This is a genomic window from uncultured Eubacterium sp. (assembly GCF_937958975.1).
In the GTDB taxonomy this organism is placed as follows: Bacteria; Bacillota; Clostridia; order Lachnospirales; family Lachnospiraceae; genus Eubacterium_G.
The window spans coordinates 1-19,373 of sequence record NZ_CALGRE010000017.1 but is presented as its reverse complement, the minus strand read 5'-3'; the positions used below and the strand labels follow the sequence as shown (position 1 = coordinate 19,373).

General features: G+C 34.0%; 17 protein-coding genes and 1 pseudogene. 1 reads left to right on the top strand and 17 read right to left on the bottom strand.

The window, feature by feature from the left end:
* Positions 1–15: 15 nt before the first annotated feature.
* The 12 genes from Q5O86_RS03075 to Q5O86_RS03020 form a co-directional block, all read right to left on the bottom strand.
* On the bottom strand, positions 16–2,145 hold the full coding sequence (locus tag Q5O86_RS03075) for a Dam family site-specific DNA-(adenine-N6)-methyltransferase (protein WP_302625682.1): 2,130 nt from the start codon (positions 2,143–2,145) through the stop codon (positions 16–18).
* Between the two features lie 192 nt (positions 2,146–2,337).
* On the bottom strand, positions 2,338–3,126 hold the full coding sequence (locus Q5O86_RS03070; protein ID WP_302625681.1) for a hypothetical protein: 789 nt from the start codon (positions 3,124–3,126) through the stop codon (positions 2,338–2,340).
* A 1,238-nt stretch (positions 3,127–4,364) separates the two neighbouring features.
* A complete protein-coding gene (gene rpsI / locus Q5O86_RS03065) occupies positions 4,365–4,757 on the bottom strand; it encodes a 30S ribosomal protein S9 (protein ID WP_302625680.1) in 393 nt (130 codons plus the stop codon).
* 23 nt (positions 4,758–4,780) lie between these two features.
* Positions 4,781–5,209, bottom strand: coding sequence for a 50S ribosomal protein L13 (gene rplM / locus Q5O86_RS03060; RefSeq protein ID WP_302625679.1), 429 nt, complete (start codon positions 5,207–5,209; stop codon positions 4,781–4,783).
* Between the two features lie 171 nt (positions 5,210–5,380).
* A complete protein-coding gene (locus Q5O86_RS03055) occupies positions 5,381–5,890 on the bottom strand; it encodes a hypothetical protein (RefSeq protein WP_302625678.1) in 510 nt (169 codons plus the stop codon).
* A 47-nt stretch (positions 5,891–5,937) separates the two neighbouring features.
* Positions 5,938–7,344, bottom strand: a complete 1,407-nt coding sequence (locus Q5O86_RS03050; RefSeq protein WP_302625677.1) for a hypothetical protein — start codon at positions 7,342–7,344, stop codon at positions 5,938–5,940.
* Positions 7,345–7,357: 13 nt separating this feature from the next.
* Positions 7,358–8,785, bottom strand: a complete 1,428-nt coding sequence (locus Q5O86_RS03045) for an MBOAT family protein (protein ID WP_302625676.1) — start codon at positions 8,783–8,785, stop codon at positions 7,358–7,360.
* A 9-nt stretch (positions 8,786–8,794) separates the two neighbouring features.
* The gene (locus tag Q5O86_RS03040; RefSeq protein WP_302625675.1) at positions 8,795–9,631 is read right to left on the bottom strand and encodes a hypothetical protein; all 837 of its coding nucleotides are present in this window, start codon (positions 9,629–9,631) and stop codon (positions 8,795–8,797) included.
* A 234-nt stretch (positions 9,632–9,865) separates the two neighbouring features.
* Positions 9,866–10,606 (bottom strand): tRNA pseudouridine(38-40) synthase TruA, encoded by a 741-nt coding sequence (gene truA / locus Q5O86_RS03035; RefSeq protein WP_302625674.1) that lies wholly within the window; start codon positions 10,604–10,606, stop codon positions 9,866–9,868.
* 30 nt (positions 10,607–10,636) lie between these two features.
* Positions 10,637–11,443 (bottom strand): energy-coupling factor transporter transmembrane protein EcfT, encoded by an 807-nt coding sequence (locus Q5O86_RS03030; protein WP_302625673.1) that lies wholly within the window; start codon positions 11,441–11,443, stop codon positions 10,637–10,639.
* A 3-nt stretch (positions 11,444–11,446) separates the two neighbouring features.
* Positions 11,447–12,295: an energy-coupling factor transporter ATPase gene (locus Q5O86_RS03025; protein WP_302625672.1), complete on the bottom strand. Its 849-nt coding sequence runs from the start codon at positions 12,293–12,295 to the stop codon at positions 11,447–11,449.
* A gap of 6 nt (positions 12,296–12,301) precedes the next feature.
* Positions 12,302–13,147 (bottom strand): energy-coupling factor transporter ATPase, encoded by an 846-nt coding sequence (locus tag Q5O86_RS03020; RefSeq protein WP_302625671.1) that lies wholly within the window; start codon positions 13,145–13,147, stop codon positions 12,302–12,304.
* A gap of 138 nt (positions 13,148–13,285) precedes the next feature.
* Here Q5O86_RS03020 and Q5O86_RS03015 point away from each other — a divergent pair, with 138 nt between their 5' ends.
* Entirely contained in the window at positions 13,286–15,160 is a 1,875-nt protein-coding gene (locus Q5O86_RS03015) for an LTA synthase family protein (RefSeq protein ID WP_302625670.1), read from the top strand.
* Positions 15,161–15,200: 40 nt separating this feature from the next.
* Here the strand turns inward: Q5O86_RS03015 and Q5O86_RS03010 are convergent, their stop codons facing one another.
* From Q5O86_RS03010 to rpsK, 5 genes and pseudogenes are all read right to left on the bottom strand, one after another.
* Entirely contained in the window at positions 15,201–16,673 is a 1,473-nt protein-coding gene (locus tag Q5O86_RS03010; protein ID WP_302625669.1) for a glycosyltransferase family 2 protein, read from the bottom strand.
* Between the two features lie 271 nt (positions 16,674–16,944).
* Positions 16,945–17,469: a bL17 family ribosomal protein gene (locus Q5O86_RS03005; RefSeq protein WP_302625668.1), complete on the bottom strand. Its 525-nt coding sequence runs from the start codon at positions 17,467–17,469 to the stop codon at positions 16,945–16,947.
* Positions 17,470–17,566: 97 nt separating this feature from the next.
* On the bottom strand, positions 17,567–18,526 hold the full coding sequence (locus Q5O86_RS03000; RefSeq protein ID WP_302625667.1) for a DNA-directed RNA polymerase subunit alpha: 960 nt from the start codon (positions 18,524–18,526) through the stop codon (positions 17,567–17,569).
* A 76-nt stretch (positions 18,527–18,602) separates the two neighbouring features.
* The gene (gene rpsD, locus Q5O86_RS02995; RefSeq protein ID WP_302625666.1) at positions 18,603–19,196 is read right to left on the bottom strand and encodes a 30S ribosomal protein S4; all 594 of its coding nucleotides are present in this window, start codon (positions 19,194–19,196) and stop codon (positions 18,603–18,605) included.
* A gap of 15 nt (positions 19,197–19,211) precedes the next feature.
* Positions 19,212–19,310 (bottom strand): annotated as a pseudogene (gene rpsK / locus Q5O86_RS02990) (30S ribosomal protein S11); the annotation flags it as partial.
* Between the last annotated feature and the right edge of the window lie 63 nt (positions 19,311–19,373).

The window sequence follows — 19,373 nt, the reverse complement described above, 5'->3', positions numbered from 1 at the left end:
ACCCGTTACCTCCTTTTAGTAATTCACCACCAATACTTCTTTTGTGACACCTTCACGCTTTGTATGATAATTAGAATTCGAATAATCATAATCAAGCGATATAGCCTTAAACTTTTTATTCTTCTCTATCCAATCAGATAGTATTTTATTTTTTTTTCCTTTGTTTTCTAGTACATTCGACAATGCAAACCGAATACCCTTTTTATCTAGCTGCTCTAAATATGACAGCAAATCATATTCGTCTTTCTCTGTCCAGCCATCTTGCTCGTTATATGTTGCACAGGTTATCAAATACGGTGGATCTACATAAAAGAAACTTTTATCCGTAAACTCATCCAGCTTTATTTCTCTAAAATCTCGATTGATAAACCCATAGTCTCCACTTTTAATCCGGTCAAGAAACCCTTTCAATTTTTCCTGCATCTTAGCATTAAAATCCCTTTTTCCAACTGGAAGATTAAACTCTCCTTTTTTATTAAATCTCAATTGATTATTGAACGAATACACAATCAACAAATATAACATCAAGAAATATTCATCATCATGTATAGTTTTGTTATTAAAATCTTTTCTCAGTTTATTGTAGCCTTCTTTATTATAAGAACCTAATCCTTTCGAACTTTCACAACCATAATATTCATATCCATTTTCACTTACAAGTGATAAATTATATCTATCTATAGCTGTAAATAACCATTCAAAAATTTCATCCTTAGTTAATCTCCTAAATGTATCCAAGAGCCCTATCAGATATTTATTCGAATCATTAAACTGAACCTTATTACAATTAATATTAATTCCTACATTGCATCCCCCGCAAAACAAATCAACCACCTTATCTACATCCTTTGGAAAAAAAGGAAGTATCTGTGGCAACAGCTTATACTTTCCACCTGTGTAATTTAAAGCAGATGGGATTATCTCTTTTCCACTTTCATAGCATGTACACACAAACAATCTTTCCTGATTATCTTTTATATCTGATTTACCTGTAGAAAATGATTTATAATCCTCTGTAAAAACCTTCACTGTACCTTTCTTTTGAAGAATACGCATAATATCTTCATCACTTATTTTAGCATTGGAACGATCATTCCCTTTTTTTGCCATATTATTGTATGATAGCATAATATATTTCGCATGAATTGAATCTATCAACTTTTCAAAAGCAACCGTAGCTTTCTGTGTACAATAGTCGCTCTTTAAAGATGTTCTATCCATCTTTTTTGCAACACCAAACACTTCTGGTTTATTCCAACGAGCAACGTTTTCAAGCAAATGATATGCATCACAATATTGTCGTGAATTATATGGCGGGTCAATATATACCAAGTCCGCATCGATATCTGATACCAACTCATTTGTATCCATATTGTAACACACATTATTTTCATTTAAAGTCTCGTCCGGCTGTGGTACAGATAGCTCCAAACATTTTTCAAATTCAGCACCTTGTCTATAAGCATCATAATGACCACATGTATTGGCAATCTTATCCATTGCATACAATAAAGACGTTATCAATAACGCTCTTTCTCTTGCATTAATATCGCCCGCTACAAATCTATCTTCAATATCTTGTCTAATAAAGCCAATTTTCCTGCAATCATCAAGCGAAAAATATGTATTTGCAAAATTTTCACTCATATAATTATCCTGCTCAATAACCATAGTATTATAATTTATTATTAACTCTATTATTTTTTCTTCTGAATACTCTTCACTGCTAAACCACGCTAAGTGACAAATGTAATTACTGTACATAATATCATTTGTAATTATCTTTTTATCAGTAAACGCTGACGCTACAGCTCCTGTTCCGGCAAATATATCTGCTACCGTATTAACATTTTGACACTCCTCATTAACTACCTTTGTTATAAAAGGTAGAAGTTTGTATTTATTGCCTAAATATCTTCGATTATTTATTTTCGTTGTTTTATATGGTAATTCAATGACTTCCTGTTTTTCCAGAATATTATTTTTCTTAATATATTCTTTTAACTGATGATAGACTGCTTCCGTCCACACAGTTCTTCCTTTTTCATTAACTTCAAGCTCTACTATCCCATTATCCTTTAAGTAATATAAATATGACCTCGAAATGTCTAATTTTTTTGCCATTTGTGTTGCCGAATAATTCATTTTACCATCTCCATTTTATGCAACATATTTTATCCACTATTGTACACTTTTCCATTTAATTATACTATTATACTAAGGTTTTTCAATATAAAATTAGACAAAACTCTAAAAAATGGATGCTAACTAAACATAATATCAAAATTACTGTTAGCATCCATTTTTACTTATTAATTTTTTATTTACATAATCATTTCAGTTAATATCATCCTTTTCATTAAACTTAGGTAAAGGTTTAAACTGTAATGGTAATGGTAATGATTTATCAGTTCTCTCCAAATACATCAATCCCCATTGCATATTATACCCTTTATCATATTCAGCTTCAAAAAAACGAGTTATGCCCACTCCATATTCTATAGGATACTCCGGTGTCAAATTTAATATAAAGCCAAAAGGATATACGCCCAAATCAGAAACCCACATTGTTTCTATTCCCGCACCTGCTTTATATAAAACCGCACACGGACCAATCATTAATTTCCCAACATTAGCTGGTGTTAAGTATATGCGCAAATCAAATAAAGTAGTATCTACTTCATTGCTTTCCTTTTCAAGCAACAACTTATCAAATCCTAGGCGTTTTACTTCTTCTATCGGCAACAAACTGCAAAACATTGTTATTACTTGTTTTACAAAAGCAAGCGCCGGAAAATTATTTGACGAAAATCCTAATATATCTCCATGCTCTAATTTTTCCCTTTTATGCATACTTCGAGCCACATCTTTTGCCACATCACTATACTGCGGAACATACCAAGAACCTGTTTTATTATTGCAATTTTCGCAAAGTGAAAATTTTCCCATACCTTGTTGCCTACATATATATCTTGATTTTTCTCCTTTGTATCTTTTGATTACATCATCACCTGTATATATTATCGCCCTGTCACTGTTAAGTGCAGTCTCTGGCGGTATATGTTCATAAGACAATTCTCCATAGCAACCACAAATATGACAATATCCTATTTCCTTTTTTCCCATTACTTCTATATCCTATTTTTTTCATAATTATAGCATACTTTTTATTATTTAACACTTGTATGAAAACCACTACAATTGTTATCCATAGTAGTTTTCATAAAATGTATTAAATAGTCTTCTAAATCCATCCCTAACCTTCTCAACCATCTGTTCCACACTCTTCATCCCCCTTCTAGTAGTAGCATATAAATAGTACAAGTTAGATGTGGAACACTCCTTGATATAGATGCAATATAAAAACAACGAATAGATAATTAAAACATAGCAACACGGTACTCAGAAGAATTTAAGAAAGTAGCAGTCAGATATTGGGAATAACATCAAGAATTAAGTGTAAATGCCTGTACAGCGAATCTTGGCATATCAAAAAATCTCCCTTTCCACATGACGGAAGAAATATCAAATGAATGAGAGAAATATTCCAACTAGAGAACGGGCAATTATGGAAGCGATAAAGCAAAGGAAAATGCCAGACTGTGCAGAGAATTAAGAAGTGCACAAGATGTAGTATGATGTTCAGCTATTAAATACATATAGACTTTTGATTAAATTGTTTCTTTAACAAGCACAATGGATTTATATTCAAGAAAAATCATAACATGGGTTTTAAAGCAATACCTTTGAGGCCAAACAGCAGATAAAAGCAGTTATTCAAAAAGTCTTATAATTGAGGAAACTTGAAATTAATGTAACATAATTAAAAAAATTAAGGTGAAGTTCACGTTAAACTTGTACTTTTTCTTGGCATAGGACCATTCTTTTGTCGGCAAGGTAGAGCTATCCCACACCTAAAGCCAGACCTGTCCGACAATCAGCCGAATAGAGAACAACAAATTTTTTATACTTCTTTATTTCATATAAGTTAAACATTAAAAATTTAACCTCCATCTTTTTACATTTTATCACCGTTATTAACGATTCATGAAAGATTTACATTTAAAACATAACTCGTATGACAAACGTCATACATGTTTATTAATGTTGACTGCTGCCAAAGTAGATCAAACCACAATTAAAAAGAGTGTCTATAACGCTGAAGCACAATCCTTAACGGAAAGAGTATATACTCATTTGGATATGTCAATATTGCTAGAAGTCATAAACATGATATAAACTTTTGTTCTCTGTATGTTCCCTACGATGCTTTTTTCTAGGTTTTTGTAGTTTTTTTGAAAATAAGTAAACCCCCAAACACAAGGGTTTGAGGGCTTTTTGGAAAATTCGTATTCTGTTTTGAATTATCTCTTTGAAAACTGTGGTGCTCTTCTCGCTGCTTTGAGACCGTATTTCTTTCTTTCTTTCATTCTTGAATCTCTTGTCAGGAATCCAGCCTTCTTTAATGCAGGTCTGTTTTCAGCATCAGCCTGAACCAATGCTCTGGCAATACCATGTCTGATAGCTCCAGCCTGTCCTGTATATCCGCCACCATGTACATTTACGATAACATCATATTTATCAGTACCATTAATAGTTGTTAATGGCTGACGAACGATTACCTTTAATGTCTCAAGACCAAAGTATTCATCAATGTTTCTTTTATTAATTGTGATATTTCCTTTACCAGGCATTACATATACTCTAGCAATACTGCTTTTTCTTCTACCTGTTCCATAATACTTTTCTATAGCCATTGTCATTTCCTCCTCTCAGTCAACTAAAATGTTAATTCTTCCGGTTTCTGAGCTGCATGTGGATGCTCAGCGCCAGCATAAACAAAAAGTTTCTTTATCATGCTTCTTCCTAAAGGTCCCTTTGGAAGCATGCCTTTAACTGCAAGTTCAATAACGCTTTCAGGCTTCTTAGCAAGCTTTTCTTTCAGTGTTATTTCTTTCATACCACCAACATAATCTGAATGATGATAATAAACTTTCTGGTCTAACTTTTTACCTGTAACTTTAATCTTGTCTGCGTTTGTTACAATTACATAATCACCTGTATCAATATGAGGTGTGAACTGTGGTTTGTTCTTTCCTCTTAAGATTTTAGCAACTTCTGATGACAAACGTCCTAATGTATATCCTGTAGCATCAACTACATACCATTTTCTTTCAATATCTGCTGGACTAGCCATGTATGTTTTCATTGGTTTACCTCCTGAAATTTTGCTTATCTTCAATTTTTCTTTTTCAATGTTCCACATCCATACCGGGGCTTTGGCTAAGATGCACAACCAACGTGCATAACACGTCACAATAAACCTTATTATATAATAAGTAATTTATACTGTCAATTATATTTTTACAGAAATTTCATTTTAATCCACACTCGACACAATCCATTCTCCATTCTCGGTTGAAGCGGAAACGATAAAACCGTCATAATAAAACATTCCGTCAAACTCTCCTTCAACAAGACAACTTTTTGCTTTTTCCATTTTTTTGTACTTTCCGATTTTACTCACAAGCTCATCCAGAGACTTTCCTATATATTTTTTAGCCTTCTTTTTATTTTCTTCTGCATTACTTTTCGTTACCTTTTCCTTTTTTCTCTTTGTAGGCTTTTCTGTTACTTTTTCTGTAATTTTTTCAGTTATCTTTTCTGTCGTTGCTGCCTCTGTCTTTTTCTCCTTTATTTCCTGAGCTTTCGTAACTGCTTCCTTCGTTTTTTTCTCTGTCGTACTCTCTGATATGTTTTCCACCTGCGTTGTCGCCTCTACCTCAGATGTTATTTCTACAGTTGCCACTTCTTTTTTATTTCCTCCACACGCTGTTGCAAACACAGCAAATGTCATTAATGTTATAACCATAAATATATTTTTTCTCATCTTACGTTCCTCCATTTAAATCTGTTATAATCTATACAAACATAGTTTTACTCTTCTATTGTTATTTCTACTTGGTTCCCGGAAGTATAATATCTCCCCTCTTTTTCGGATATAACTTCTACATCATATGAACCCGCTTCACAAAAAGATGTATCAAAATACATTCCATACTCATACCCGCTGCTACTTTCTCCTCCAAACGCAGCTGGAAACGCCTCGAAAGTATATTGCCTTTTATCATTCCGAAATCTAAGTAAAATTTTTCCATCCTTATCAATATACTTCTTATCTATTATTCCTCGAAATTGCATATAATCATCTTCACTTTCAACTCTCTCCAACGTCGAAGTGCAGTCATTCTTTTCCTGTATATCAATTTTCTCTTCTCTGAGCGGTGCCTCCATATAAGGAACCTCCTCTATAAGAGATGAAATATGTCTCTGCGCAATCTCTATCACAACGGCATCTGCATTATAAATGTCTGCTAATTCCCAGTTATATGGAACCGCCTTTGTAAAATATCCATTTTTAAATTCATCCGCTATAAACGGAATCAATGCATTTCCAAAAGAATCGCGATACATTACAATTGAACCGTCTTTCTCTAAATTCTCCGTTTTTAAAGAAATGTCCTCAACATTTTTTGTCTTAGAGACATATATATAGGAATGCTTTTTTTCGTATATTATATTCTCATCTTTTTTATCTCCTTTGGGAAATAACATTCCATATAAATCTCCCGAAAAATTATTTTCAATTTTCTTTGGCTCGCTGCTATAATCATAATGCTGTTGTTCAAGATTGTCCAAAATCCAATTGCATGCCATTGCAGCTCCTTCATTATTCCAATGGGTATCCAATTTATGATATACAACTTTTCTCTCGTCCTGAAATAATTTTTGCAAGTCAATAAAATTCACCCTTTGTGCAGACAATTCCTTTTTCAACATTGCGTAATTATTTTTGTCATCGATTTGAATATATCTATCCGGCATATACTCAGGATAAAGCGCATTCTTATTGGGCGCAACAGTAAATAAAAACTTTTTGCCATTTTGTTCTGCATTCTCCTGTAACAGATAAAGAACCCTTGCACAGGAAAAAATCTGTCTGTCAGACAATGTATTTCGTCCCAAATAATCATCCAATGTTTCACTAAAAAACAACCACCCGTTCTTTCCAACAATCACCTTTTCATTATTGGACTCTTTAAATATTTTACTTTTTATAAATGCATCTATTGCAATCAGTTCCTGTCGATATGCAAAATTATCAGAAAAATAGTTACTGAGTTCATCAAAATAACGGATATTTAACTTTCCTTCCTTTTTTAAGTCGGGGAAACTCTGAACCTTTCTTTTTTCAACATTCGCATCTGTTTTATAAAAAAGCATTGCAAAGGATGGTAAACATAGTATTATAAAAAAAACTGCTATATAAATTTTTTTCTTCATTTGTTCCTCCATCCTAAAATCTAAAATAAATAAACGGATTGTATGATGTTGTTGCCAAATTTACAATACACAATAAAAGTAATAAGATATCAGCCAGATAAAACATGGAACAGACAATATTTTTACAGTGATATCTCTTTTCTTCTAAAAATTCAATCATTCTATCTCTAACCGGGTACGCAAACACGATTGCCAAAATTAAGATAAATATATAATATGGACTCAACAGTTCACCGATAAAACTGATAGATTGAATTTCAAACCGAAATCCTGTAAACATTGTTTTTAGCATTTTGAACCCCATTGCAACTGTATCTGCCCGAAACATTACAAATGCCACAATAACAACAAGCCATGTGTAAAGATTTTTTATTACCTTACTTTTTATTTTCACAAAACACCCGACCGTATCTTCTAACACATTCGCCACTCCATGAATCATTCCCCATATCAAAAAAGTCCAATTGGCGCCATGCCACATACCTGTTAAGGCAAATACAATCATTTTATTTATCTCTGTTCTGCATTTTCCTTTTCTATTTCCGCCGAGCGGAATATATACATACTCCCGAAACCACAAAGATAAAGAAATGTGCCATCTCCGCCAGAAATCTTTCATCCCTTCAGCGCTATACGGATGATTAAAATTATCCTTAAATTCAAAGCCAAATATTTTAGCCATTCCTATTGCCATATCTGAATATCCGCTAAAATCATAATATATCTGTAATGTATAACTAATTGCTCCAATCCATGCCACAAAAAAGCTATACTTACCAATATCCAAGGCAAAAACAGCATCTGCAATATATCCCGCTCCATTTGCCAACAGTAATTTCTTTGTCAATCCTCTTATAAATCTCTGTATTCCGTCTGCCGCTTTGTCTACGCTTGATGTTCTTGAAATCATTTGCTGTTCTATTTCATTATATCTTATAATCGGACCTGCTATCAGTTGTGGAAAAAAAGAAATGTAAAGCATCAAACGAAATACATTTTTTTGCTCCATATCCGGATTTCTATACACATCAATCACATAAGAAAGCGCCTGAAATGTAAAAAAAGAAATCCCGACAGGCAATGTAATACTTGGAACAGGTAATCTCACCCCAAATATTTCATGAATGTTTTCAATCAAAAATCCTGTATATTTAAAAATGCACAATACTCCAAGATTTGCTGCAATAGCAGTGATAAGAATACTTCGCTTTCCTGCAACACAATTGCGCTTCGCAAATAGTCCGATGCCTCTTCCCAATATGTAATTAACCAGTATAGAGCCTATCATTAGCAGCACATACACCGGTTCGCCAAATGCATAAAAAATCAAACTGGCTACCACTAAAAAATTATTTTTTGCCTTGATTTTTGGTATGCAAAAATATAATGCACACACTATCGGCAAAAATACAAACAAAAATACTGCCGAACTGAAAACCATTGTAATCTCCTATATCTTTCTCTTATCGATAGCATGACAGTTATAATTACTGTAAGACAGATTATAATACTTCTCATAATCCTTAGACCTTGCAAATAGAGTATCATATACCTTTCCATTTAATTCCATCCACGCATGTTCTGAATCATGAGCCACATATACTGTCTTATAACCACATTCATGAACTAAAAATGCTAATGCTGCCGCTTCGGATACGCAACATCCATCTCCATTTTCAAAAATATCATTGGCAAATGTAACTTCCCAGCCTTTTGTCTTATAAATAGATTTTAAGAAACGATATCGCTTATATGGCGCTTTTGCTACCCAGTCAAAACATTTTCGCAATTTCTGTTTCTTCGTATCCGTAGGTTCACAGAGTTTAAGCATTCGCTTTTTTGCCCGAATCATAGTTTTGATTTTTTCCACATTACTCTCAGTGTTCTTTGCTTTTCCCTCTTCATTAATAGACACTCCGTCTACTTTACGTTTCCTTGCCATCTTTCCGTTATTTCTGTTAAAATAATAATAATTTCCCTTATATTTCATCCATCCGGTTGTCATAGCCCCATTCTTTCCAAAATGATAGGTTTTTCCCTTTACTTTTACAAATTTTCTTTTTACAATCTTCCCATTTTTTTTGTAAAACTTATTTCCATTTTTAGTTATTATTTTTCCACTAATTTTTTTCTTTGGAGCTTTCTTTTTCTCTGAAACTGATAAAAATTTCTCACTCCCACTTTTGGGTTCCTTTACCGTTGCCGCTGATGTGACTGTTAGCATTCCTATACACAAAAATGCTGCTATTAACACGATTACGTTATGTACACACATTCTTCTTTTCATTTTAACCTCTCCTCTCCGCACAACAGTTTTTTAGAAAATGAATTACCCAAAACGGCATCCGCTACATACAAATAGACAGGTATCACCTCTCACTCATGGCAATCCTGTCTTATAATACATAAGATTCTATTTAACTGTGATGTGAATGTGATATTTTTCGTTAGGTATCGTATCACTCCAATATCTGAAAAGCAATGTTTTCTTTATTACATTTCTATTACAAAAATTCACAAACTATTTTTCATACTTTATGTCAATTAATGTCAGTCCTTTCGCCGGTGCCTTAGGTCCTGCTGCATACCTGTCTTTCAATAAAAGAATCTCTTCTACATGCTCCGGTGGATAGACCTTTAATCCCACTTTCAATAGAGTTCCAACGATAATTCTTACCATATTATAAAGGAAACCATTTCCACTGATTCTGATACAAATAATATCACCTTCCTTACTAATATCTAAAGTATATATCGTTCTTATTGTTGTCTTTACCTGACTTCCTGCTGAACAAAAACTTGCGAAATCATGCTCACCTACAATATATGCTGCCGCTTCTTTCATTTTTTCCACATCCAATGGCATATACACAAAATGAGTGTACATTCTAAGCATCGGATTAGGAAACTTTGTATTTAATATTTTATATTCATATGTTTTTACGCTATCACAAAATCTTGGATGAAATTCCGGTGAAACTTCCTCTGATTTCTGGATTCTGATATCATCCGGAAGCCTCTGATTCAATGCAAAACTAATTTTTTCGGCAGGTATTCTTGTATCTGTATCAAACACTGCCACATTACCCAGTGCATGGACACCCGAATCCGTTCTGCTTGCCCCGATAACTGCTATGTTCTCTCCCAATAAATCGGACAATGCCTTATTTAAAACTTCTTCCACAGTAAGCCCATTTATTTGTATCTGCCATCCGCAGTAATTTGTTCCATCATAGGCAATAACCAGCCTTACTCTTTTCATGTACACCTCATTTTATCATTCAAATTGTCATTACATAAATACTTGTAAAAGCATATCACTTCCAAGTACCGCACCAATCATAATTACATAAGAAAAATATGCTACATAGTCACGCTTTGCGTATCTGAGCGGTTTCATCTTTGTTCTATTTCCATTATGATAACATCTCGCCTCCATCGCTGTAGCTAAATCAAGCGCCCTTCTTATAGACGATATAAACAATGGAATCAAAATCGGAATCAGGCTTTTCGCTTTCTGCAAGATATTTCCTGTGTCAAATCTTGCTCCTCTTGCCTTCTGTGCTTTTGTTATCTTATCTGTTTCTTCCATTAAAGTAGGAATAAATCTTAACGCCAATGACATAATCATCGCGATTTCATGTACCGGAAATTTTATAATTTTCAAAAATCCAAATGCCTTCTCTAGGCCGTCTGCCAGGTTATTCGGTGTGGTTGTAAGTGTCATTATCGATGTACAAATCACTAAATATACCAGCCTTACGGCAATGTATCCGCCTTTCACCAGTCCCTCATGTGTGACAGAAACCATTCCGATTTCCACTAATACATGTCCCGGGGTCATAAAAATATTAATCACGACACTAAACAAAAGAATAAATAAAATCCCTCTGATACCTTTTAACAATTTTTTAAACGGAACCTTTGAAGCCTTGATGACACCTGCCATAATCAGTGTGAACACAGCATAGCCGAAAATTGTATCTATTTGAAATAATAAAATAATAAATACCAATGTCCCCATTAATTTCACGCGGGGATCTAATTTATGAATTATTGAATTTTCCGGATAATACTGTCCTATCGTTATATTCGCCATTTTTTATCTACCTATACTCTTTAAAATATTATCTCTTGCTTCCTCTAAATTAATAATGTTCACATCTACATCCAAACCATCGTCCTTTAATTGATGCATAATATATGTTATCTGAGGCGCTGCCAAACCAATATTCTCCAACTCCTTATAGTGGGCAAACACTTTTTTGGGCATATCATCATACATAATCTTTCCCTGATTCATAACAATAATGCGGTCAGCATAATTCGCCACGTCTTCCATGCTGTGAGAAACCAGCACAACACCAATTCCTCTCACCCTGTGCAGCTCTTTAATACAGTTTAATATCTTATCTCTACCTGCCGGGTCAAGCCCCGCTGTCGGCTCGTCTAAAATCAGAATATCAGGGTTCATCGCCAAAACTCCCGCAATTGCTACCCTTCTTTTCTGTCCCCCCGACAATTCAAAGGGAGAAGTTTCAAATAATTCTTCACGAATCCCTACAAGATTCAATGCTTCCCTTGCTCTCTGTTCTGCCTGTTTTTTGGACAAATCCTGATTCAAAGGTCCAAAACATACATCTTTTAAAACATTTTCTTCAAACAGCTGATGTTCCGGATACTGAAAAACTAATCCAACATTGCATCGGAGACTTCTTATGTCAAAATCTTTATCATTTATATTTTTTCCATCATAGTACACATTTCCCTCAGTCGCTCTCTCTAAACCATTAAAATGCTGTATTAATGTAGATTTTCCGGAACCGGTATGTCCGATAATAGCCACAAACTCGCCCTTATTAATCTCCAAATTAATATCTTTAATTGCTGCTGTCTCCTGGCTCGTCCCCTTCTCATAAATATAACTTACATTTTCTAATCTTAGTGACATGCTAACCTATCTCTTTCTGTTTTCATTTATCTGCATCATTAATTCTTCTACGGTTAATATCCCTTTTTCAATTTTTAATCCGCTTTTCCTAAGCATATATCCCAACTCAGTTACCTGTGGGACTTCCAGACCAATTTTTTTTAGTTCTTCAACATGAGAAAAAACTTCCCTTGGTGCTCCCTGTATTACCAGTTTGCCTTTATCCATCACAAAAATTTTATCGGCTCTCACAGCCTCATTCATATGATGCGTAATCAAAATAATCGTAATGCCTTTTTGCTCATTTAATTCATGAAGGGTTTCGATTACTTCCCCTCTTCCTATTGGGTCAAGCATTGCCGTTGGTTCATCTAACACAATGCATTTAGGCTCCATCGCAATAATTCCCGCAATTGCCACACGCTGCTTCTGACCTCCCGACAATTTTAATGGGGATTTATGCCTAAACTTTGTCATGTTTACCGCTCCAAGCGCCTTTTCTACTCTTTTCCATATTTCGTTTGTAGGAACTGCCATATTTTCCGGACCAAACGCAACATCTTCTTCCACCATTGTTGCCACAATCTGGTTGTCCGGATTCTGAAATACCATTCCCGCAGTCTGTCTGATATTCCAAATCTGCTGCCGGTCTTTTGTATCAATGCCATCAACCCATACTGTCCCTTTCGAAGGTCTCAACAAAGCATTTATATGTTTTGCCAACGATGATTTTCCGGAACCATTATGTCCTAGCACGGCAATAAACTGACCCGGCTCAATATCCACACTCACATTATCGATTGCCCTGACTACTTTCTCATCTTCTTCTGTTTTATAATCATGAATTAAATTCTTTATATTTATGATGCCCATGCTGGTTCTCCCGAATTTCAACTATACTACCGCACTTATTTTATTCTATTTATTTATATTTTGCAACAAAATAGAACAAAGAATATTTTAGACAAATATAGCCTTTTATGGTATTTTAATATCTGGAGGAAATATGCGATGATAAATATTTTTAAAAAATTTAGTAAAAAAACTTTAACACTTATATATGCAAATCGTTTTGCAATACTTATGTCTCTTCCTTTTTTTGCTATGGACATATTTACAAGGGTATTCGGATACAAAATAGGATATTTTCCTACCTACTATCCTGTACCAAACATTTTTTCAATTCTATGGATTGTTTTATTTATATGTATCGTTACATCTATAAAAGGAATTACCGGAAAAATCATATATTGGATTCTTTTTGCACTTTCTTTTGCAATGTTTTTAACGAACACTGTCTACTATTCTCTCACATCCTTCTATTTCAGCTTTAATTTATTGCAAATGGCGGGAGAGGGGAGTTCCTATATTATAGATACGATTGTAAATGCCAATCCAATTATTTATGTCATTGCCGTTATTATTCTTGTTTTTACAATTATAATAATGAAAAAAGCACCGAAACAGGAACTATTTCGTTGGAAACGCCTTACTGTAACATTTATAGTATTTTTGGTTTTACACTTTTTTACTCCATTCCTTCTCGGTTCTGCAAACTCAGAACTAAAATGGAATACCTTTAAAAATCCAAGAAATATATATGAAAGTTACAGTGACAGTAACAAGAGTATGCGCGTTTCGGGTCTATATGAATACTCCTTTAGAAACTTTTATATGACATTTTTAAAGCCAAAAGAAAAAATCAGTAATGAAGATAAAGAATTTCTCAATAGCATTTACAATAAAACCGAAACAAACGAACAGGATGATTTCACGGGAATATTTCAGAATAAAAATGTCATTTTCCTGCAATTAGAAGGAATGGATACCTGGCTATTGAGTAAAGAAACCACGCCAAACTTATACAGCCTTTTCAATCACTCTATTAACTTTAGGGACCACTATTCTATTTATACCGGCGGGGGTTCTACTTTCAATTCAGAATTTGCGGTTAACACAGGTTTTACTACACCGATATCTTATACCGAAAATGTATATACCTTTAACACAAATACGTTCAATGATACAATGGCAAAATTATTTAAAAGGAAAGGATATACTGTAAATGCATTTCATATGAACTCAGCCGGTTTTTATTCGAGAGGTGTCAATTATCAAAGCTGGGGATATGATAACTACTTCGGATTAATTGACATTGCAGACTATACGAATCTGGATTATGAGCTTGACCGGGAACTAATCCTAAATAAAACGTTTTATAATAATATGTTTCCAAAAAACAAAAAATTTGTTGACTATATTATAACTTATTCTCCACATACACCGTTTACGACAACAAAAGAAGTGGGGAAAGTTATTGCAGAAAAAAAATATGGTGCCGAAAATATTCCAAATCTTTCTGAAGAAGAAACTGCTAAACTTATGGTTGGAGAAACAGATTATATGGTAGGACTGCTGATACAGGCTCTCAAAGATAACGACCTGTACGACAATACAGTAATCGTAGCCTATGCTGACCATTATCTATATACAATTCTAGATAAAACTATACTGGATAAATACAAAACTACCAATAACAATCTTATAAATCACACACCATTTTTCATTTGGAGCAGTGATGTTACACCCACAAATATAAACAAAGTTACCATGCAGATGAATATTCTTCCGACAGTATTAAACCTATTTGGCATAGACTATAACAGTAATCACTATATTGGAAAAAACGCATTGGCAAAAGACTATAAGGGATTCGCCTTTTTTAGCGATTATTCGTGGTATGATGGAAATGTGTATGTTGAAAACGGAAAAGTGACAAATAAGGGCAAAATTAGCAAAACAGAGTTAGAAAATATGAATCGCCTGGTAAATGACACGATAAGAAAAAATGATTTAACACTCAAATATAATTATTTGAAAGATTAGATAGCAAAAAGCTGCACCTATTTATAGTGCAGCTTTTTTATTACTCTTCCAAGTCTTCTATGGTTATTTTACTGTTATGTGGTATTGGTTTCCACTCCACTTTTTTAAATAGCGCTACATACTGAGTATATCTCTGAATAATATCAAACGTCGGCCATGTAAAAACATACAATATTTTTCTCCATATGCTAAACTTTGGTATCCGCCTGTTTTCTATAATAAACAAATATACAGCAACCCAGATATTAACAAAATATTTTCCGATTCTAAAGAACAGGCGAATCCATAAAGCGAGCAAAATACTAAAAAAATAAGCTTTCACGCCTGTATCTAATACAATAGCAGTATTTCCCGTAAAATGTCTTACGAGTGTTGATATATATGTATCATTGCTGAATACATACATTGTTGCTCCCATCTTCCATACAATAAACGGATATAAAATGAGTTTTGTTAATATCCATTTTGCCGCATACACGATATTCTTTGGTAAAAGCTGGGCAAACGTATCAAATGACATAAACCTGTGTCTTATTGTTCTCCACAGATAACTATACCATTTATCGTCATCATAATGCTTTGTATTTTTATCCACAAAAATGTTTTTAAACAGCCCCCAACCACTCTCAGCAAACGCCTGAAGATGTCCTTTAGACCATCTTAACCTCTGTCTTAAAGCCACCTTGAGGCTCACCGGCTGTTCATCATAAAATATAGCGTCATCATTATAAGAAATCTCATAGCCATCCACAACACAATCTGCCGTAAGCGCTCTATCCTCTGTCAATGACGTATATTTCCATCCGTTTTTTACTATCTCATTAGAAAACAAGAAACCTGTTCCCTGAATATTTGTTGCCAAATGTAAAATCGAACGTGCCCTATGGCGATATCTTATTGAACGAAGCCAATGCAACGCATATGTGGATGCAATCCAACTTTCCGTCCAATTTTTTGTACTTCGATAAGATGTAATTATCTTCTCACCGGCATCAAAAGAATCATTCATCCTTGATATATAATCCCGCTTCAAAAGATTATCGGAATCAAAAATAAAATAGCCTTCAAAAGATTGTATTCCATAGTCCTTTTCGATTTGTTCAAAAAGATATTTTAAAGCAAATCCTTTTGTCCTCTCGTCTGGATTAAAATGCTCATAACATATTACACCATTATCTCTTGCAACTTTTGCCGTATTATCTGTACAATTATCTGCAACAACAAATATCGTTATCAGTTCCTGCGGATAATCCTGTTTTTTTATACTATTTATTAAATTTGCTATTACAGGTTCCTCATTCCTTGCCGGAATTAAAATAGCATATTTGTGATTGTTCTTAGCCGGTTGAAATCTTCTTGTAGTGAAGAGACCAATCAACATATATGGCTTATCTTGTATAACCAGTATGCTCATGAAAATACCAACAAGGCTACATATAAATAAAATCGGAGAATTTATACTACACATAAAGTCTACAATTCTATCCATTACTACCAATGATATCATCCCCATTGCTTCTTTCCTCTCTGATGTATAAATCTATTACACTATACTAATTTGTAGAAAAAAAAGCAAGTATTAAAAAATATCATGTTATCATTAAAGAAAATCTTTTGTTTTTCAGAAAATAAAAAATATACTTAGCATTTATACTCTGCACAATCTGAGTGCAGCATCCGCTGAATATCACAATATAAAAAAAGAGAGAAACTCGCATTCGTGCCTGCACGATTCGAGTTTCTCTCTTTTCTTATGTTAAATCGCTCTGCTCAAAGCTTTGCGTCTATACTAACTCTAATACAACTTCCATAGCAGCATCACCTTTACGCTGACCAATCTTAACGATTCTTGTATAGCCACCTTTACGGTCTACATACTTAGGAGCAATTTCGTCAAATAATTTATTTGCCAAATCAACTTTTTTTGTATCTTTCTTCTTGCCAGTATTATTTGTTACTGTATAAAGAACTTTATTCATCTGACGTCTAGCGTGAAGACGTGAAGGCTTATCTTTTTTAATAGTTTTCTTTACTTCATCAAAAACTGTTACTTTCTTGCCATCAACTACTTCTTTTACTCTATTGCCATCTTTATCTTTACGAGCAACTTTAGCTGTAACTTCAACTTCGTCAAAGTTATCTTTTTCCTTAACAGCCAATGCAATAAGACCTTCAGCAACTTTGCTAACTTCTTTAGCTCTTGCTTCTGTAGTAACTATTTTGCCGTTATTTAAAAGACTTGTAACCTGACCTCTAATTAAAGCTTTTCTCTGACTTGAAGTTCTTCCAAGTTTTCTATAACCTGCCATTTTCTTACCTCCATAATTCGTATTGCCCCTGCCTTACGGTCAGTGGCAAATCGTCGGCACCACTCCGAAAATTCTTCGCGATTGAAGTGCCTCCAAATTAATTTTCGTCGCTCGGTTTCAATCCAAGGCCGAGTTCTTTTAATTTAGCAAGGACTTCCTCTAATGACTTACGACCAAGATTTCTAACTTTCATCATATCATCTGAAGTCTTATTTACTAATTCCTCAACTGTATTGATACCTGCTCTCTTCAAACAATTGTATGAACGAACTGATAACTCTAATTCATCTATGTTCATCTCTAACACTTTATCAATTTCATCATCAATCGGCTCTGCAATAACTTCAATATCTTTTGAAGTTTCAGAAAGATCAATAAACAACTTTAAGTGTTCGCAAAGAACTTTAGATGCTAAACTAACAGCTTCATCTGTTTCTAATGTTCCATTAGTGTACACATCTAATGTAAGTTTATCAAAGTCTGTAACCTGACCAACACGGGTATTCTCTACTGCCATATTAACTCTCTCTACCGGTGTGTAAATTGAATCTACCGCAATAACCCCGATTGGTAAACTATCATTCTTATTCTTTTCTGAACTTACATATCCTCTACCCTTAGTAATAATTAATTCCATACTAAGTTTGCTATCTGCACCACCATTCAGTGTTGCAATAACCAAATCTGGATTTAAGATTTCAATATCAGAATCTGTCTGGATATCAGAAGCTGTAACTACCTGATCTCCAGTCACATCAATATGAGCAATCTTTGGTTCATCTGTTGTACTGTTATTTCTGATTTCAAGCTGTTTGATGTTCATTACAATCTCTGTAACATCTTCTTTTACGCCAGGTACAGAACTAAATTCATGAAGAACTCCATCAATTTTAATCTGGCTTACAGCTGACCCTGGTAATGATGAAAGCATAATTCTTCTTAATGCATTACCAAGTGTTGTACCATATCCTCGTTCGAGAGGTTCTACTACAAACTTACCATATCTTCCATCATCTGATTTTTCTACTATAATATTTGGTTTTTCAAAATCGAACACTAATTAGCCCCTCCTTTATTGGGAATTGCTTAAACTTATTGGGAACAAAAATCTGAATAAATATAATAAATATATCTTATTTAGAATATAACTCGACAATAAGCATTTCATCTACAGGTACATCAATATCTTCTCTCTTTGGAAGTTCTTTGATTTCACCTTTAAGATTTTCCTGGTCTACTTCAACCCATGCTGGGACTGTTCTTCCACCAGTAACTTCGATAATGTCTTTATATCTCTGGGAACCTTTGCAGTCCTCTTTGATTTCAATAACATCACCAACTTTGATTAAATAAGAAGGAATATTTACCTGCTTTCCATTAACCAAAACATGTTTATGATCTACAATCTGTCTAGCTTCTTTTCTTGTTCTTGCAAATCCCATACGGAATATTACATTATCAAGTCTTGTCTCTAGTAAAATCATAAGATTTTCACCTGTCTGTCCAGGTTTCTTCTGTGCTTTCTGATAATAATTTCTGAAAGGCTTTTCTAATACGCCATAAATGAATTTAGCTTTCTGCTTTTCTCTAAGCTGAAGTCCATATTCACTCATTTTTCTATTAGATCTATTTAAATTTCTATTTGATTTCTTGTCTATTCCTAAATAAACTGGATCTAAACCAAGTGATCTACATCTTTTAAGAACAGGAACTCTATTTACTGCCATTTTTTCCCTCCTAAATTAGACTCTTCTACGTTTTGGTGGGCGACATCCATTATGCGGTACCGGAGTTACGTCCTTAATTGATGTAACCTCAAGACCACATGTAGCAAGCGCACGAAAGATCGGAAGAGCGTCGTGTAGGGAAAGAGTGTAGATCTCGGTGGTCGCCGTATCATTAAA